Annotated in this window: 17 protein-coding genes; 13 read left to right on the plus strand and 4 right to left on the minus strand. The window is 62.9% G+C overall.

The features are described 5' to 3' along the window. Positions 1 to 23 precede the first annotated feature (23 nt). Positions 24 to 953, plus strand: a complete 930-nt coding sequence (locus tag LZ518_RS00390) for an FkbM family methyltransferase (RefSeq protein ID WP_249914085.1) — start codon at positions 24 to 26, stop codon at positions 951 to 953. Continuing rightward, positions 946 to 1,980 carry a phospholipase D-like domain-containing protein gene (locus tag LZ518_RS00395; RefSeq protein WP_249914086.1) on the plus strand — a complete coding sequence of 345 codons (1,035 nt, stop codon included), beginning with the start codon at positions 946 to 948 and terminating at the stop codon, positions 1,978 to 1,980. Before LZ518_RS00390 ends, LZ518_RS00395 begins: the two co-directional genes overlap by 8 nt. A 158-nt stretch (positions 1,981 to 2,138) precedes the next feature. On the opposite strand, the gene LZ518_RS00400 is transcribed toward LZ518_RS00395, so the two are convergent. Together LZ518_RS00400 and LZ518_RS00405 are read right to left on the minus strand one after the other, a co-directional pair. Further along, positions 2,139 to 2,327: a hypothetical protein gene (locus tag LZ518_RS00400; protein WP_249914087.1), complete on the minus strand. Its 189-nt coding sequence runs from the start codon at positions 2,325 to 2,327 to the stop codon at positions 2,139 to 2,141. 23 nt (positions 2,328 to 2,350) lie between these two features. Continuing rightward, on the minus strand, positions 2,351 to 2,581 hold the full coding sequence (locus tag LZ518_RS00405; protein WP_249914088.1) for a cold-shock protein: 231 nt from the start codon (positions 2,579 to 2,581) through the stop codon (positions 2,351 to 2,353). Between the two features lie 290 nt (positions 2,582 to 2,871). Here LZ518_RS00405 and LZ518_RS00410 point away from each other — a divergent pair, with 290 nt between their 5' ends. Next, entirely contained in the window at positions 2,872 to 3,030 is a 159-nt protein-coding gene (locus tag LZ518_RS00410) for a hypothetical protein (protein WP_249914089.1), read from the plus strand. Next, the gene (locus tag LZ518_RS00415) at positions 3,027 to 3,206 is read left to right on the plus strand and encodes a hypothetical protein (RefSeq protein WP_249914090.1); all 180 of its coding nucleotides are present in this window, start codon (positions 3,027 to 3,029) and stop codon (positions 3,204 to 3,206) included. The genes LZ518_RS00410 and LZ518_RS00415 overlap by 4 nt, the downstream gene beginning before the upstream one ends. On the opposite strand, the gene LZ518_RS00420 is transcribed toward LZ518_RS00415, so the two are convergent. Beyond that, positions 3,203 to 3,394: a hypothetical protein gene (locus LZ518_RS00420; RefSeq protein WP_249914091.1), complete on the minus strand. Its 192-nt coding sequence runs from the start codon at positions 3,392 to 3,394 to the stop codon at positions 3,203 to 3,205. The two genes, LZ518_RS00415 and LZ518_RS00420, sit on opposite strands and share 4 nt — an antisense overlap. A gap of 357 nt (positions 3,395 to 3,751) precedes the next feature. Between LZ518_RS00420 and LZ518_RS00425 the strand changes: the two genes are divergently transcribed. From LZ518_RS00425 to LZ518_RS00445, 5 genes are read left to right on the plus strand one after another with little or no spacing between them, the layout of a single operon-like run. Next, the gene (locus LZ518_RS00425; protein ID WP_249914092.1) at positions 3,752 to 4,531 is read left to right on the plus strand and encodes a succinate dehydrogenase iron-sulfur subunit; all 780 of its coding nucleotides are present in this window, start codon (positions 3,752 to 3,754) and stop codon (positions 4,529 to 4,531) included. Further along, the gene (locus LZ518_RS00430; RefSeq protein WP_249914093.1) at positions 4,528 to 5,025 is read left to right on the plus strand and encodes a PaaI family thioesterase; all 498 of its coding nucleotides are present in this window, start codon (positions 4,528 to 4,530) and stop codon (positions 5,023 to 5,025) included. Before LZ518_RS00425 ends, LZ518_RS00430 begins: the two co-directional genes overlap by 4 nt. Next, positions 5,009 to 6,115, plus strand: a complete 1,107-nt coding sequence (zapE, locus tag LZ518_RS00435; protein WP_431358226.1) for a cell division protein ZapE — start codon at positions 5,009 to 5,011, stop codon at positions 6,113 to 6,115. Before LZ518_RS00430 ends, zapE begins: the two co-directional genes overlap by 17 nt. A gap of 53 nt (positions 6,116 to 6,168) precedes the next feature. Continuing rightward, positions 6,169 to 7,602 carry a M20/M25/M40 family metallo-hydrolase gene (locus tag LZ518_RS00440; RefSeq protein WP_249914095.1) on the plus strand — a complete coding sequence of 478 codons (1,434 nt, stop codon included), beginning with the start codon at positions 6,169 to 6,171 and terminating at the stop codon, positions 7,600 to 7,602. A gap of 18 nt (positions 7,603 to 7,620) precedes the next feature. After that, on the plus strand, positions 7,621 to 9,057 hold the full coding sequence (locus LZ518_RS00445) for a M20/M25/M40 family metallo-hydrolase (RefSeq protein ID WP_249914096.1): 1,437 nt from the start codon (positions 7,621 to 7,623) through the stop codon (positions 9,055 to 9,057). A 44-nt stretch (positions 9,058 to 9,101) separates the two neighbouring features. Here LZ518_RS00445 and LZ518_RS00450 read toward each other — a convergent pair whose 3' ends face one another. After that, entirely contained in the window at positions 9,102 to 9,497 is a 396-nt protein-coding gene (locus LZ518_RS00450) for a hypothetical protein (RefSeq protein ID WP_249914097.1), read from the minus strand. A 35-nt stretch (positions 9,498 to 9,532) separates the two neighbouring features. Between LZ518_RS00450 and LZ518_RS13585 the strand changes: the two genes are divergently transcribed. The 4 genes from LZ518_RS13585 (at position 9,533) to LZ518_RS00465 (ending at position 14,468) form a co-directional block, all read left to right on the plus strand. Then, positions 9,533 to 9,646 carry a VOC family protein gene (locus LZ518_RS13585; RefSeq protein ID WP_431358200.1) on the plus strand — a complete coding sequence of 38 codons (114 nt, stop codon included), beginning with the start codon at positions 9,533 to 9,535 and terminating at the stop codon, positions 9,644 to 9,646. A gap of 131 nt (positions 9,647 to 9,777) precedes the next feature. Continuing rightward, complete coding sequence (gene mdh, locus LZ518_RS00455; RefSeq protein ID WP_249914098.1) at positions 9,778 to 10,740, plus strand: malate dehydrogenase; 963 nt, start codon at positions 9,778 to 9,780, stop codon at positions 10,738 to 10,740. After that, positions 10,737 to 11,621: a succinate--CoA ligase subunit alpha gene (gene sucD / locus LZ518_RS00460; protein ID WP_249914099.1), complete on the plus strand. Its 885-nt coding sequence runs from the start codon at positions 10,737 to 10,739 to the stop codon at positions 11,619 to 11,621. The genes mdh and sucD overlap by 4 nt, the downstream gene beginning before the upstream one ends. 24 nt (positions 11,622 to 11,645) lie before the next feature. Beyond that, on the plus strand, positions 11,646 to 14,468 hold the full coding sequence (locus tag LZ518_RS00465) for a 2-oxoglutarate dehydrogenase E1 component (protein WP_249914100.1): 2,823 nt from the start codon (positions 11,646 to 11,648) through the stop codon (positions 14,466 to 14,468). Positions 14,469 to 14,474: the final 6 nt, after the last annotated feature.

Below are 14,474 nucleotides of genomic sequence, written 5' to 3' on the forward strand. Positions count from 1 at the left end.
GCGTTCGACCCTAAGCGCTGCTCATGGCGCTAGTTGCCTTTACCAATGCCCTGCCTGCCGATTTTCGGCTGACCGTCGCCGACGTCGGCTCGGCTGGCGGGTTACAGGGCCGCTGGCGTGCCGTACGGCCGTGGATCGAAGCGATGCTGTTCGAACCGCGCGAAGGCGGTGCAGTCCGCCGGGAGGGTCAAGACACCATCTATCCGACAGCGCTCGGCGCGGCGCCAGGCCGGGCAACACTGAACATCACCGCGCTGGCCAACATGTCGTCAACCCTGACGCCAAATGCCGCACTGCTGGCGGGTTTCCGCAAGAAGGGCGAAGATGTCGAAATTGTCGATCATCTAGAGATGGCCGTCGACACACTGGACCGGATTTGCGCCAAGGACGGCAGGTTGGTCGACGCGATCAAGGTCGACACGCAGGGCAGCGAGCTCACGATCCTTGACGGTGCCGAGCAGGCCTTGGCGGAAACGGTCCTTCTGGCCGAAGTCGAACTGTCCTTCCTCCCGCGCTATCATGACCAGGCCCTGGCGGAAGATGTGCTGCCCTATATGGCGGCGAGAGGCTTCGACCTGATCGAACTGCACCGGCCCAAGCGATATCGGGCGAAGAACCGATCGAACGTCGTCAGCCCGGGCATGGGCGGCGATCAGAAGAGCGGCCGCGTCGCTTATGCCGACGGCATCTTCTTCATCCGCGAGGACCGGCTGCTTGGCAGGCTGGCAGCGATGAGTGCGAACGAAGCCGAGACGGCTTCGCTCAAGGCCATGCTGTTGCTTCTGATCTATGCCAAGCCCGACATGGCAGCGCGCCTGTTCGACCTGGCATCAGACTATTTTGAACCGGCGCGACGGGGCGAGCTCGAAGCATTGTTTCGCTCGCTCGCCAGGCGGTCGATCGGAGAGAAGGTGGCGCGCCGGATCTCCAAGTTTCTTGGCCGTCGTGCCTGACCGTTCACCGAGGGTCCTCTTCGGCGGGCCGGGAGAGCCGCCGCGACTGCTCAGGAACGATCTTCAGGAGCGCGTGGAAGCGGTGCCGGCGGGCGGAAAGATTGCCTGGTCCACCTATTATTTCCGAGATCGCGCGCTGGCCCAATCGCTGATCGAAGCCAGCGATCGCGGTGTCATGGTGACGCTTCGCATCGAAGGCGATCCCCGCTTCCCTGAGGTCAATGAGGCCGTCATCGCCATGCTTGAGCAACACGGCCTCGGCGGCGGGCTAAAGATCCACCGGCCGCCGCATCGATGGCCGGAGAGACGCTACGGTTATTGGCACAGCAAAATCTATTGCTTTTCCCATCCGGTCCCGACGGCATTGATCGGATCTTTCAACCCGTCCGGCGACGAGCCTGAGGATGAGGGAATCTTGGCCTCGATCGGTGACCAGGACCGCGGCCATAACCTGCTGGTTGCGTTCGAGGGCAACCGGGCATTTCTGGCGCTTGGCAAGCGGGTACGGCAGATCGGCGGCCGGTTCGCCCGGTTCGATCCCCTGCAGAACCGCCCGATCCGGCTCGGTGCATCGACCGTATGGACATACCCGCGCTTGTGGCCGGGGCTCATCGATCATCAGCTCAAAAGTCTTGGCCGAGGCGATCGGGTGCGGGGGGCGATCTCCCACCTCAAACATGGCCGGCTGGCGGAGCAGCTGGCCGCGGGGGCAAAGCGCGGCGTGTCGATCGAGTTGCTGTTGCACGATACGGAGCGACGCGTCCCGGAGGAGGTTGTCGCCGAGCTGGCGGCCGCGGGGGTGATCGCAAGGCGCTACGCCCGCCCGGACAGCCTGCCACTGCACTCCAAGTTTTTGATCGTCGATGAAGGCGGGTCGCGAAATGCCTGGTTCGGCAGCTTCAATTACAACCAGCGGTCCTACCGGCATAATCATGAGGTACTTGTCGAAACGCGGGATCCCAACATCCTCTGCGCCCTTGTGGATCGTTTCGACGAGATAGCGGCGGAAGTCGGGCGCTCCCGGTAGAAAACTGGGGCGGACGCAAAGGAGGGTAAGCGTCCGCCCGGGGCAATTTGAGCGCTTACGCTGCGCGCGCTCGCAAGCGGCGGCTGGGGGCCACCGGGTTCAAAACGCTTTTCGCGCAAAAACGCTGCAATTTGGGCAATTCCGGACGAACTCAGGACTCAGGCCGGTGACGCGGTTGCCTTTTCCAGGGCCAGTTTTTCCCTGTTTCTTTCGGCTAGTGCGGCTCGTTCGGCCAATAACGTCCAGGCCGCTTCCGAGCGGCGGCAACGGTTCGCCACATTGGACAACGTTGCCGCCTCGGCATCTTCACGCGCCTGTTCCGCCCGATCGAGGTAGAACTTCAGCATGTTGGAGATTGCCATGCCGGAGCTTACTCGCCCTGCGACGCAGCTTGGTCTTCGAGCTTCAGGTTGACGGCGCTCATCTTGCCGCGCCGATCCTGTTCCATGTCAAAAGACAGGCGCTGGTCCTGGCGCAGCGTTTGCAGGCCGGCGCGCTCTACCGCGGTGATGTGGACGAACGCGTCGGTTTCACCATTGTCAGGCTGGATAAATCCATAGCCTTTGGATTCGTTGAAAAATTTTACGGTGCCGATCGGCATTTCAATATTCCTTCTGTGGGGGAGACCGGATGTCGGTTCCCGGATGCTAAGAGTAGCGAGATAGAAGGAAAGAGGAGCCGCAAAGCGCCAAAGACCGTCAATTTGCGACTGGTAGCAAAGGTCCCATAGACGAAATTCCACCGGAATATAAGCCACGGGCAAAAATAAGCTGCTCATTAGGTATAGTCGGGGCCATGTGGTAGGGCAGAATAATCGCTGGCTAATCCTTTGTAGGCATTGCGCGACTGAGAGACGAAATTGCGCTCCCGCTTACCTGAACGGAGCCAATTATGGACCTCAATTATCTCTACCAGCGCTATTTTGTTTCGCTGCACATGGAGGCGAGTGCCGCCTGCGACTGCTCGCGATTGGCGCATCGCAAACTGGCCGAGGGCTATGCCGCAAGGATCGCCGAGGCAAAGAACGGCATGCTGGCCGCGGCGCAATGACGATGCACGTCCCTGCAGGCATCATCGAGCGCGCGTTTCAACTGGCGCAGCAATTGGCCAACGTCGAAGAGATTAGGGCGCAGTTGCGGAAGGAAGGCTATCCAAGCGTCGACGCCCATCTGATGGGCCGCAAAATTCGGTCCGACCTGGTGAAGGTCATCAGGCAAGCCGCCTAGCGGCCATGAGGCGCGTGTTCGTCGTGCCGAGACTGCAGCGCCTCCTCAGCCTCATCGATCGCACGCAACAAATCTTCAAACACCAGTTCCTCGTCTAGCGGGAAAGCCCGATCGAATCCCCGGCCCAGCAAGTCGAGTTCATGCTGGGTGAGGAGGCCGATGGCGACAATCTGCGGGGTCTGGGCCACACCTTCTCCTCATGCACACCCCTCAGTCTTAACGCATGTTAAGGACGCCCGTGCCAATCGTTTCGCCTGCTGACGGAGCGATCCGCCCAAAAGTTATCCACAGGAATCTCGGGTCAGCTCCGATTCGAATGAAAAAAGGGCTTGCGGAGTCGGGCGAGGCCGCTAGCTTGGACTCGTGGTTCGGATCTTCGGATCTGAAACATGGGAAGCCTGCCGGGTCAAACCGGCGGGCTTTACCATTTCTGGGCTCCGTGAATTTCGCGTCGAGCCATATTTCCCGCTTTTCCTCTTTGCTTGCGGTCGGCGCTCCCGAGATGCTAGCGGCCCATTGAAACCCGTTTCATGCGAGGACGCCAGGTGGCCGAATTCACCCTGCCCAAGAACAGCAAGATCAAGAAGGGCCGCGAGCATAAGGCCGATGAGGGCAAGCGGCTGAAGAAGTTCAAAGTCTACCGCTACGATCCCGACAGTGGGCAGAACCCGCGCTACGACCGTTACACCATCGATCTCGACAAATGCGGGCCGATGGTTCTCGACGCGATCATCAAGATCAAGAATGAGATCGACCCGACGCTGACCTTCCGCCGGTCGTGCCGCGAGGGGATTTGCGGGTCGTGCGCGATGAACATGGGCGGAAAGAACGGCCTGGCCTGCACTACTGCGATCGAGGATATTTCGGGCGAGGTCCAGATCACGCCGCTGCCGCATATGGAAGTGGTCAAGGACCTGGTCCCCGACATGACCCACTTCTACGCCCAATATGCCTCGATCCAGCCATGGCTGAAGAGCTCGAGTCCGGAGCCGTCGGGCAAGGAGCGGCTGCAGTCGCCCGACGACCGCAACAAGCTGGACGGGCTGTACGAGTGTATTCTCTGCGCCTGCTGTTCGACCAGCTGCCCAAGCTATTGGTGGAACGCTGACAAGTTCCTGGGTCCGGCAATCCTGCTGCAGGCCTATCGCTGGCTCAGCGACAGCCGCGACGAGGCCACCGGCGAGCGATTGGACCAGCTTGAGGACCCGTTCCGGCTGTATCGCTGCCACACCATCATGAATTGCGCCAACGTCTGCCCCAAGGGGCTGAACCCGGCCAAGGCGATCGCTGAAACCAAGAAGCTGATCGCGGAGCGCGCGGCTTGAGCGACCAATCGGCGCGACTGCCCAACGGCGCTCGCGAGGATCCCGACAATCCCGGCTGGTACAGCTGGGGCGATTTCCCGCGCGGTTCCTTCGCCGCGCAGACCGGGCGACTGCTGTTCAGGCCAGACGGCGAAGGGCGGGCGATGACCCGCATGTTCCCCGATGCAAGCCACCAGAATATGGGCGGGTCGATCCACGGCGGCGCGGTGATGAGCTTCATCGACATGAGCCTGTTTGCCGGTGGGCGCTGCGCGGGCATGCACGAGGGCCATTATGTGACGCTCGATTGCCATACACGGTTCGTCGCGCGCGGACGGGTCGGAGTGCCGCTCGACAGCCATGTGCGCCTGCTCAAGCAGACCAGGGGCGGGCTGGTGTTCTTCGAAGGGCACTGCGAGCAGGAGGGCGAGATCTGTTACGCCTTCACCGGCACTCTGAAACGGGTCACCAGGCCCAACGCCCCGGCGGCCGATGACGATCAAGTCCGTCGGTAGGGCCTATGCCGCGCTGGTCGCGGCGGGTGAGCTGAAACCCGACGAGGACCAGGCCAGGGCGGTCCAGGCGCTCGACCGTTTCGCCGAGGCCTTACGGGACAATGGCGGCTTTCTCGGGCGGCTGTTCGGCAAGAAGGAGCGGCGCTGCGGCGTCTATCTGTGGGGCGGGGTCGGGCGCGGCAAATCGATGCTGATGGACCTGGCGTTCGACAATATCGCCGTCGAGCCCAAGCGACGCACTCACTTTCACGCCTTCATGCTGGAAGTCCATGCACGGCTGCGCGACGCGCGCAGGAGCGAAGAAGGCGATCCAGTGATCCGCGTCGCCGAGCAGATCGCCGAAGAGGTCAGGTTCCTTGCCTTCGACGAGATGATGGTCACCAACAGCGCCGATGCGATGATCATGTCGCGGCTGTTCACCGCGCTGATCGACGAGGGCGTGGCAATCGTCACCACATCCAACCGGCCGCCGGGCGATCTTTACAAGGACGGGCTCAACCGCGAGCTGTTCCTGCCCTTCATCGACCTCATCGATCGGCGGATGGAGGTCCTGCCGCTAAACGGGCCGACCGATTATCGGCTCGATCGTATGCAGGGGCTCGACACCTGGCTGGTTCCCAACGGGCCAGAGGCAACCGCCATGCTCAGCCGGGCCTTCTTCCAGATGACCGACTATCCGGTCGAGGACCGTGCCAAGGTTCCGACCGAGGAGCTGGACGTTGGCGGCGGGCGGACGCTGCATGTGCCGAAGAGCTTGAAGGGCGTTGCGGTCTTCTCGTTCAAGCGGCTGTGCGGCGAAGCGCGGGGAGCGGCCGACTATCTCGCGATCGCCCGCCGGTTCCACACGGTGATCATTGTCGGCATTCCGGTGATGGGCCGCGAGATGCGCAACGAGGCGGCGCGCTTTGTGACGCTGATCGACGCCTTATACGAGCACCGCGTGAAGCTGCTCGCCGCTGCCGATGCCGAGCCCGAAAACCTGTATCCGGCGGGCGACGGCCGGTTCGAATTCGACAGAACGGTGAGCCGGCTCGAGGAAATGCAGAGCGCGGGCTATCTCGGGGAGGGCCACGGGCTCCACGAGGATTGACGGTACCGAAACAAAACCTAGCGTTGCGCACAATCAATCAGGGGGAGTCGCTCATGCGTTTCGTTTCCGCCATCTTGCTCGCCGCAGTTTCGATGCCTGCGTTGGCCGCGCCGGCCAAGCCCAGCCTGACACCGGGCCAGCGCGCTGCGACCCACAACATGTTCGAGCATGTCGTCAACACGCCAACCGTTATAGGTCGCCACAAGGTACCGGAAATGGCGCACTATCTGGCCGACCAGTTCAAGGCAGCGGGATTCCCGGAGGCCGACATCCATGTGATGACCTATCACACCGAAAGCGCCAGCACGGGGGCAGATGAGACCGCGGCATTGATCGTTCGCTGGCGGGCCGCCGGCAATCCCAAGGCCAAGCCGATCATGCTGATGGGCCATATGGATGTGGTCGAAGCGAAGGTCGAAGATTCAACCACCGACCCGTTCGTCATGACCGAACGCGACGGCTATTATTATGGCCGGGGCACGATCGACATGAAGGACGGGATTGTCGGGATCACCCAGGCACTGATCAATTTGAAGGCGGCCGGTTTCAAGCCGAAGCGCGATATCGTCGCCTTCTTTACCGGCGACGAGGAAACTAACGGCATCGGCGCCAGGAAGGGCGCGACCGAGTGGCTCGACCTGATCGGCCACCCCGAATACGGCCTCAATGCCGATGGCGGCGGCGGCGGGGTCAATCCCGACGGATCGCCCGCCGGATTCACCATGCAAAGCGCCGAAAAAACCTATGCGGGCTATACGCTGACCGTTCGCAATCGCGGCGGCCATTCTTCCAAGCCGCGCAAGGACAATGCCATCTACGACCTGATGCATGCGCTCGAGAAGTTGGAGGCCTACCGCTTCCAGCCAAGGATGGGCGAGACAACGCGAGCCTATTTCGAGGGCCGGCAGAAGCAGGAGAAGGGCCCGCTGGGCGATGCCATGCGTCGCTGGCTTGCTAACAATGACGACCATGAAGCAGCCGATTTCATCGAAGCCAGCGAAAGCGAAGTCGGCCTCACGCGCACCCGGTGCATCCCAACTCGGCTGTTCGCCGGCCATGCCGACAATGCTTTGCCGCAGCTGGCCACGGCGATGGTCAATTGCCGCATCTTTCCCGGGGTCGACCCCAATTTCGTCAAGGGTGAGCTGGAGAAGATCGTCGCCAATCCCGACGTCGTGGTGACGCGCAATGACGAGCAGGTTGCCTCATTGTCGTCGCCGCTCCGGCCCGACGTGACGAACGCTTACACCAGTGCCGTTCGGGCACTGCATCCCGGCATGCCGGTATTTCCCGAAATGTCGACCGGCGCGACCGACGGCCGACCTTTCCGCGTCGCCGGAATTCCAATTTACGGGACTAACGGCGGATGGGTGGTTGTCCCTGTCGATTTTCGGGCTCACGGCAAGGACGAACGCCTTCCGGTCGAATCCCTTTACGACAATGTTGTCCATTGGCAGCTGATGCTTCGCGACTTGGCGGGCAAGTAATTCAAGAAGGAAATTAAAATGCGTGCCATCACCGCCCTGTTGCTTGCCGCCGCTTCGACCACCGCCGCCGTCGCGGCCACCGACCCCAGGACGGTGCAGTCAAAGCTCGATCCGGCGTGGCAGGCGAAGACCCGCGCCCTGTTTAAGCAGGTGATCGAGATTCCGACCGTCCAAAAGCGGGGCGAAGTGCCGCGCATGGCGGCGGTGATGGCCGACCAGTTCCGTGCGGCAGGCTTTCCCGAAAGCGACATCCACATCATGCCTTACGAAGGCGTTCCGGGCGACAAGACGGCGGCGCTGATCGTTCGCTGGCGCGCGGCCAAGCCAACCCAGAAGCCGATGCTGATCCTCGGCCATATGGACGTGGTCGAGGCCAAGCGGGCGGACTGGAGCTTCGACCCCTTCGTATTCCGGGAAGAGGGCGGATATTTCCTCGGCCGCGGCGCGTCGGACATGAAGCATGGCATTGTCGCGACGACCATGGCCGTGCTGAAGCTCAAGGCGGCGGGCTACAAGCCCAACCGCGATATCATCCTGTTCTACAGCGGCGACGAGGAAACGATGGGCGCGGGCGCGACGCTCGGAGCGTCGCAGTGGCGCAACCTGACCGAGGCCGAGTTTGGGCTCAACGCCGATGGCGGTTGCGGTTCCTTCGACCGGGACTTCCGCCCATTGGGATGCGGCATTTCGGTCGCCGAAAAGACCTTCCAGACCTATTTCTTCACCACCCATAATCCCGGAGGTCATAGCTCGCGGCCGCGGCCTGAAAATGCCATCTATGAGCTGGCCGATGCGCTGGAGAAGCTGCGCGACCACCGTTTCGCGCCAATGCAAAACCCTGCCAACCACGGCTATTTCGAAGAGCGGGCGAGGCAGGAGGGCGACAGTCCGCTGGGCCAGGCGATGCGGCGCTGGCTGGCCGATCCCAACGACGGGGCCGCCGCCGATGTGATTGAGGCCAATCCGCTGGAGGTCGGGCTGACCCGTACTCGCTGCGTCGCGACGATGCTGGAGGGAGGGCATGCCGACAATGCCCTGCCGCAAAGCGCCAAGGCGACCGTCAACTGCCGGATCATGCCAGGGGTGCAGCCGAGCGAGGTCCAGGCAGAGCTGCAGCAACTGGCCGGTCCCAAGGTCGAGGTGAAGCCTGACCCAAATTACGTCGGGGTGCCGACGCCGGCTTCGGCGCTTCGGCCGGACGTGCTGAAGGCGGTCACCGCCTCGATCCTGCGGCTCCACGGACCGGCGATGCACGTCTATCCAATGATGTCGACCGGGGCGAGCGACGGCAGCTTCTTCCGCGCCAAGGGCATTCCGGTCTACGACATCGACGGAAGCTGGGGCATCTCACCCGATGACGAGCGAGCCCACGGCCTCGATGAGCGGATTCCGGTGCGGGCGATGTATGACGACGTGCTCCACTGGGAGAGCGTCATCCGCGACCTGACGAAGTAGGAGCTCGCCGCCATGCCGGGGGCGTGGCGAGCCGGCTACTGCCGCTAACGGATGATCGCGCTGACCACCTGCGAAATCAGCATGGTCGCGGGATCGACTTGGTAGATGTAGCCGTCGCCATAATAATAGCGGTGGTCGTCATCGAAGTGGTAGCGGTTGCGCACGTCATACGGAATCTGGTTGTAGTTCCAGGAATAGCCGTAGTTGCCGGGCCAATGCTGCCCACGATTGTACAGCTTCTTGGCCTGGCCCGGCGGCAGGCAGCCATTGTTCTTCTTGGCGAGTCCAGGCGGGCACCCGCCCGTGCCATAGCCATTGTGGCCATGCTCGACATAGCCTTGCGAGTGGCCCTTGTTGCCCTTGGCATGATCCGGCTTGGCGAAAGCCGGGGTGGCGGTGGCGAGCGCCGCGACGCCCGCGAGGATCAGAAGATGTTTCATGGCCGGTATAATGCACCAAATGGCCTGAATGATCCATGACACGGCCGCTAACCGGGGCGAACGGCGACATTTTCGAGGGCGAAGGCATGAAGACCGCCTGGTTCAAGGACCCGGACGGCAATATCCTGAGCCTGATCGAAGTGGAGTAGTTGACCCTCCACTTTTTGAGCATCCGCGAAAGGTTGCCCCGCGCGGAGACCCGGTCTAGAGCGCGCGCCAAATCCCGGGTCGCTTTTCGCGGCCCGGACCTCACATGCTTATCAAGGGGACCGGAACCTCCATGGCTCGCAAGAAGATTGCGCTGATCGGCGCGGGAATGATCGGCGGCACGCTCGCCCACCTCGCGGCGAAGAAGGAAATGGGCGACATCGTCCTGTTCGACATCGCGGAGGGCATTCCTCAAGGCAAGGCGCTGGACCTGTCGCAGTGCGGGCCGATCGAAGGCTTTGACGCCAGTATCACGGGCACCAACGACTATGCCGATCTTGCTGGCGCCGACGTGGTGATCGTTACCGCCGGCGTGCCGCGCAAGCCGGGCATGAGCCGCGACGATTTGCTCGGCATCAACCTCAGCGTGATGAAAGCGGTCGGCGCGGGCATCAAGCAGCATTGCCCCAACGCCTTCGTCATCTGCATTACCAACCCGCTCGATGCGATGGTCTGGGCGCTGCGCGAATTTTCGGGCCTTCCGCATCATAAGGTCGTCGGAATGGCCGGCGTACTGGATTCCGCACGCTTCGCCACCTTCCTCGCTTGGGAATTCGGTGTCAGCGTCAAGGACGTAAATGCCTTCGTGCTGGGCGGTCATGGCGACACCATGGTCCCGGTCACCAGCTACACCACCATTTCAGGCATTCCGGTCGACGACCTGGTCAAGATGGGCAAGTCGTCGAAGGAGCGGATCGACGAAATTGTCGCGCGGACCCGCGGCGGCGGCGGCGAGATCGTCGCGCTGCTGAAGACGGGATCCGCCTATTACGCCCCGGCAACCAGCGCGATCGCCATGGCCGAAGCCTATCTCGGCGACCAGAAGCGCATCCTGCCCTGCGCGGTTTATGTCGACGGCAAATATGGCCTTGATGGACTTTACGTCGGCGTTCCCACGGTGATCGGCGCGGGCGGCGTCGAGGAAGTGATCGAAATCGCCCTCGACGACGAAGCCAAGGGCAATTTCCAGGTCAGCGTCGATGCCGTCAGGGAATTGCTGGTGGCGTGCAAGGCGATCGACGAGTCACTGGCATGAGCATCCTCGTCAACAAGAGCACCAGGGTCATCACCCAGGGAATGACCGGCGAGACCGGGACGTTCCATACCCAACAGGCTCTCGCTTACGGCACGCAGATGGTCGGCGGCGTTACGCCAGGTAAGGGCGGCACGAGCCACCTCGACCTGCCGGTGTTCAACACGGTCGCCGAAGCCAGGGAAGCGACCGGGGCCGACGCCAGCGTCATCTATGTTCCGCCGCCCTTCGCCGCGGACTCGATCCTGGAAGCGATCGACGCTGAAATCCCGCTGATCGTGACCATCACCGAGGGCATTCCGGTACTCGACATGGTCAAGGTCAAGCGCGCGCTCAGCGGCTCCAAGTCGCGGCTGATCGGACCGAATTGCCCGGGCGTTCTGACACCGGGCGAATGCAAGATCGGGATCATGCCCGGCAACATCTTCTCCAAGGGCAGCGTCGGCGTCGTGTCGCGTTCCGGCACGCTGACCTATGAGGCGGTGTTCCAAACGACCAACGAGGGCCTGGGCCAGACCACCGCGGTCGGAATCGGCGGCGACCCCGTCAACGGCACCAACTTCATCGACGTGCTCGAGCTGTTCATGGCCGACGACGAAACCAAGTCGATCATCATGATCGGCGAGATCGGCGGCGACGCAGAGGAGCAGGCAGCGCAATTCGTCGCCGACGAGGCGAAGCGGGGGCGCAAGAAGCCGATGGTCGGCTTCATCGCCGGGCGCACGGCGCCGCCGGGGCGTCGCATGGGCCATGCCGGCGCGATCGTGTCAGGTGGCAAGGGCGACGCGGAATCGAAGATCGCGGCGATGGAGGCGGCTGGAATCCGCGTCTCTCCGAGCCCATCTGAACTGGGCACGACCTTGAAGGAACTGCTGAACGCCTGATCTTGAGGCGAGCGGGAAGGGACAATGAACGAGCTAACGGGACTGGCGATCGAACGCGAGCAAGGCCCGAGCTGGGCGCGGCCGAACTGGCCGGTGGCCGAGCTCGATCAGGTCAACGTCGGCCTCGATCCGACCGAAGCGACGATCGAGAAGGTCGGCGTTGAGGCCAAGGCCGCTGCCGCGGCGACCGGCATAACCGACGAAGCGGCGATCCGCCGCGCCGCCGACGACAGCATTCGGGCGATGATGCTGATCCGCACATATCGGGTGCGCGGGCACCTTGCCGCCAACCTCGATCCGCTTGGCCTGGTTCAGCGCGAACTGCCGGCTGACCTTACCCCGGCCTATCACGGCTTCACCGAGGCCGACCTCGACCGGAAAGTCTATCTGGGCGGCGCGCTCGGCTTCGAACAGGCGTCGATGCGCCAGATCCTGCCGGTATTGCAGGCCAATTACTGCGGCACCGTCGGCCTTGAATATATGCACATCAACGACCTGGAGGAGCGCCGCTTCCTGCAGGAGAGGATGGAGGGCAAGAACGCCGCGATCAGCTTCACTCCCGAAGGCAAGCGTTCGATCCTCGAGAAAGTGATCCACGGCGAGCAGTGGGAAAAATTCCTCGCCAGGAAATATGTCGGCACCAAGCGCTTCGGGCTCGACGGCGGCGAGAGCGCCATTCCCGCGCTGGAAGCAGTGATCAAATATGGCGGCGCGAGCGGAGTCGAGGAAATCGACATCGGCATGGCCCACCGCGGCCGCCTCAATGTCCTCTCCAACGTGATGGGCAAGCCCTATCGCGCAATCTTCCATGAATTCGCGGGCGGCGCGACCAACCCTGCTGACGTCGGCGGATCGGGCGACGTGAAGTATCACCTCGGCACTTCGTCGGACCGGGAGTTCGACGGCAACAAGGTCCACCTGTCGCTGCTGCCTAACCCGTCGCACCTGGAAGCGGTCGACCCGGTCGTGCTGGGCAAGGCGCGCGCGAGCCAGACCTGCAAGGGCGACGTCGAAGGCGATACTGTGCTGCCGCTGTTGCTTCACGGCGACGCGGCCTTCGCCGGCCAGGGCATCGTCGCCGAGTGCTTCGGCTTCTCCGGCCTGCCGGGTTACGAGACCGGCGGCACGATCCACTTCGTCATCAACAATCAGGTCGGCTTCACCACCAGCCCACAATTCGCGCGTTCCTCGCCCTATCCGTCGGACGTCGCCAAGGCGGTCCAGGCGCCGATCTTCCACGTCAACGGCGACGACCCCGAGGCTGTGACCTTCGCCTGCAAGATGGCGATCGAGTTCCGCCAGGCATTCAACCGCGACATCGTTATCGACATGTGGTGCTACCGCCGCTTCGGCCACAATGAAGGCGACGAGCCGAGCTTCACCCAGCCGCTGATGTACGAGGCGATCAAGAAGCAGCCGCCGATCAGCCAGATTTACGGCGCCCGGCTGATTGCCGAAGGCGTGGTCGACCAGAAATGGATCGACGACACGACCGCCGGATTCGTCCAGCATCTCGAGACCGAGTTCGAGGCGGGAACCAGTTACCTCCCCAACAAGGCCGACTGGTTCGAGGGACGCTGGCAGGGGCTGGGCATTCCGGGCGAGCCGGTCGACGCCCGTCGCAACGTCAACACCGCGATCCCCGAAGAGCAATATGTCCGGCTGTCGAAGCTGCTGACGACGGTTCCCGAGGGACTGACGATCCACAAGACGCTGGGCCGCATCCTCGAGGCCAAGAAGAAGGCACTTGAGGACGGCCAGGGGATCGACTGGTCGACCGGCGAGGCGCTGGCCTATGGCAGCCTTGTCGAGGAAGGCTTTAGGGTCCGCCTGTCGGGGCAGGACAGCGGCCGAGGCACCTTCAGTCAGCGCCATGCGGTATGGACCGACCAGACGACCGGTGAGAAGTTCGTCCCACTGAGCAGCAAGCTCGACAGCGCCGGCGTGCCGCTATTCGACGTGCTCGACAGCCCCTTGAGCGAATTTGGCGTTCTCGGTTTCGAATATGGCTATTCGCAAGCCGACCCGCGCGCGCTGGTGCTGTGGGAGGCGCAGTTCGGCGACTTCGCCAATGGCGCTCAGACGATCATGGACCAGTTCATTGCCGCCGGCGAAGCCAAGTGGCTTCGCGCATCGGGCCTCGTGATGCTGTTGCCTCACGGGTTCGAGGGTCAGGGGCCGGAACATAGTTCGGCGCGGCTGGAGCGTTACCTGCAACTCTGCGCCGAGGACAATATCCAGGTCGCCAACTGCACCACCCCCGCGCAATATTTCCACATCCTCCGGCGGCAGATGCTGCGCGATTTCCGCAAGCCCTTGGTCATGATGACACCCAAGTCGCTGCTGCGGCACAAGCTGGCAGTGTCGACCCGGGCTGACTTTATCGGCGAAGGCCATTTCCACCGCATCCTCAGCGACCTTAATCCGCCAGCGGCGGGGGAAACGCGCAGGGCGGTGCTTTGCTCGGGCAAACTCAGCTTCGAGCTGATGGAGGCGCGCGACACGGCCGGCGACACCGCGACCGAGATCATTCGCATCGAGCAGCTTTATCCCTTCCCGTCGGAGCCGCTGGTCAAGCGGCTGAAGGCGATGCCCAAGCTTGAAGAGCTGGTGTGGGCCCAGGAAGAGCCGAAGAACAATGGCGCCTGGCAATTCGCCGAGGACTTGCTTGAGGAATGCCTGGCCGAGGCCGGGCACGGCAAGCTTCGCCCGCGTTACGCCGGACGCGCTGCTTCCGCCTCGCCAGCGACGGGGCTGGCCAAGCGCCACGCCGCCGAGCAGGCGGCCTTGATCGCCGACGCGCTGGGGCATAGCAGCCGCGCCAAGGCAACTGCACAAGCTTCGTAAGGAACC

This window comes from Sphingomonas brevis (assembly GCF_023516505.1).
GTDB classification, from domain to species: Bacteria; Pseudomonadota; Alphaproteobacteria; order Sphingomonadales; family Sphingomonadaceae; genus Sphingomicrobium; species Sphingomicrobium breve.

Excerpts from the sequence above, each read along its gene's own strand:
- LZ518_RS00390 (WP_249914085.1), top strand. The coding sequence starts at position 24 with ATGGCGCTAGTTGCCTTTACCAATGCCCTGCCTGCCGATTTTCGGCTG.
- LZ518_RS00400 (WP_249914087.1), bottom strand. The coding sequence starts at position 2,327 with ATGCTGAAGTTCTACCTCGATCGGGCGGAACAGGCGCGTGAAGATGCC.
- LZ518_RS00445 (WP_249914096.1), top strand. The coding sequence starts at position 7,621 with ATGCGTGCCATCACCGCCCTGTTGCTTGCCGCCGCTTCGACCACCGCC.
- LZ518_RS00405 (WP_249914088.1), bottom strand. The coding sequence starts at position 2,581 with ATGCCGATCGGCACCGTAAAATTTTTCAACGAATCCAAAGGCTATGGA.
- mdh (WP_249914098.1), top strand. The coding sequence starts at position 9,778 with ATGGCTCGCAAGAAGATTGCGCTGATCGGCGCGGGAATGATCGGCGGC.
- sucD (WP_249914099.1), top strand. The coding sequence starts at position 10,737 with ATGAGCATCCTCGTCAACAAGAGCACCAGGGTCATCACCCAGGGAATG.
- LZ518_RS00450 (WP_249914097.1), bottom strand. The coding sequence starts at position 9,497 with ATGAAACATCTTCTGATCCTCGCGGGCGTCGCGGCGCTCGCCACCGCC.
- LZ518_RS00415 (WP_249914090.1), top strand. The coding sequence starts at position 3,027 with ATGACGATGCACGTCCCTGCAGGCATCATCGAGCGCGCGTTTCAACTG.
- LZ518_RS00410 (WP_249914089.1), top strand. The coding sequence starts at position 2,872 with ATGGACCTCAATTATCTCTACCAGCGCTATTTTGTTTCGCTGCACATG.
- LZ518_RS00440 (WP_249914095.1), top strand. The coding sequence starts at position 6,169 with ATGCGTTTCGTTTCCGCCATCTTGCTCGCCGCAGTTTCGATGCCTGCG.
- LZ518_RS13585 (WP_431358200.1), top strand. The coding sequence starts at position 9,533 with ATGACACGGCCGCTAACCGGGGCGAACGGCGACATTTTCGAGGGCGAA.
- LZ518_RS00465 (WP_249914100.1), top strand. The coding sequence starts at position 11,646 with ATGAACGAGCTAACGGGACTGGCGATCGAACGCGAGCAAGGCCCGAGC.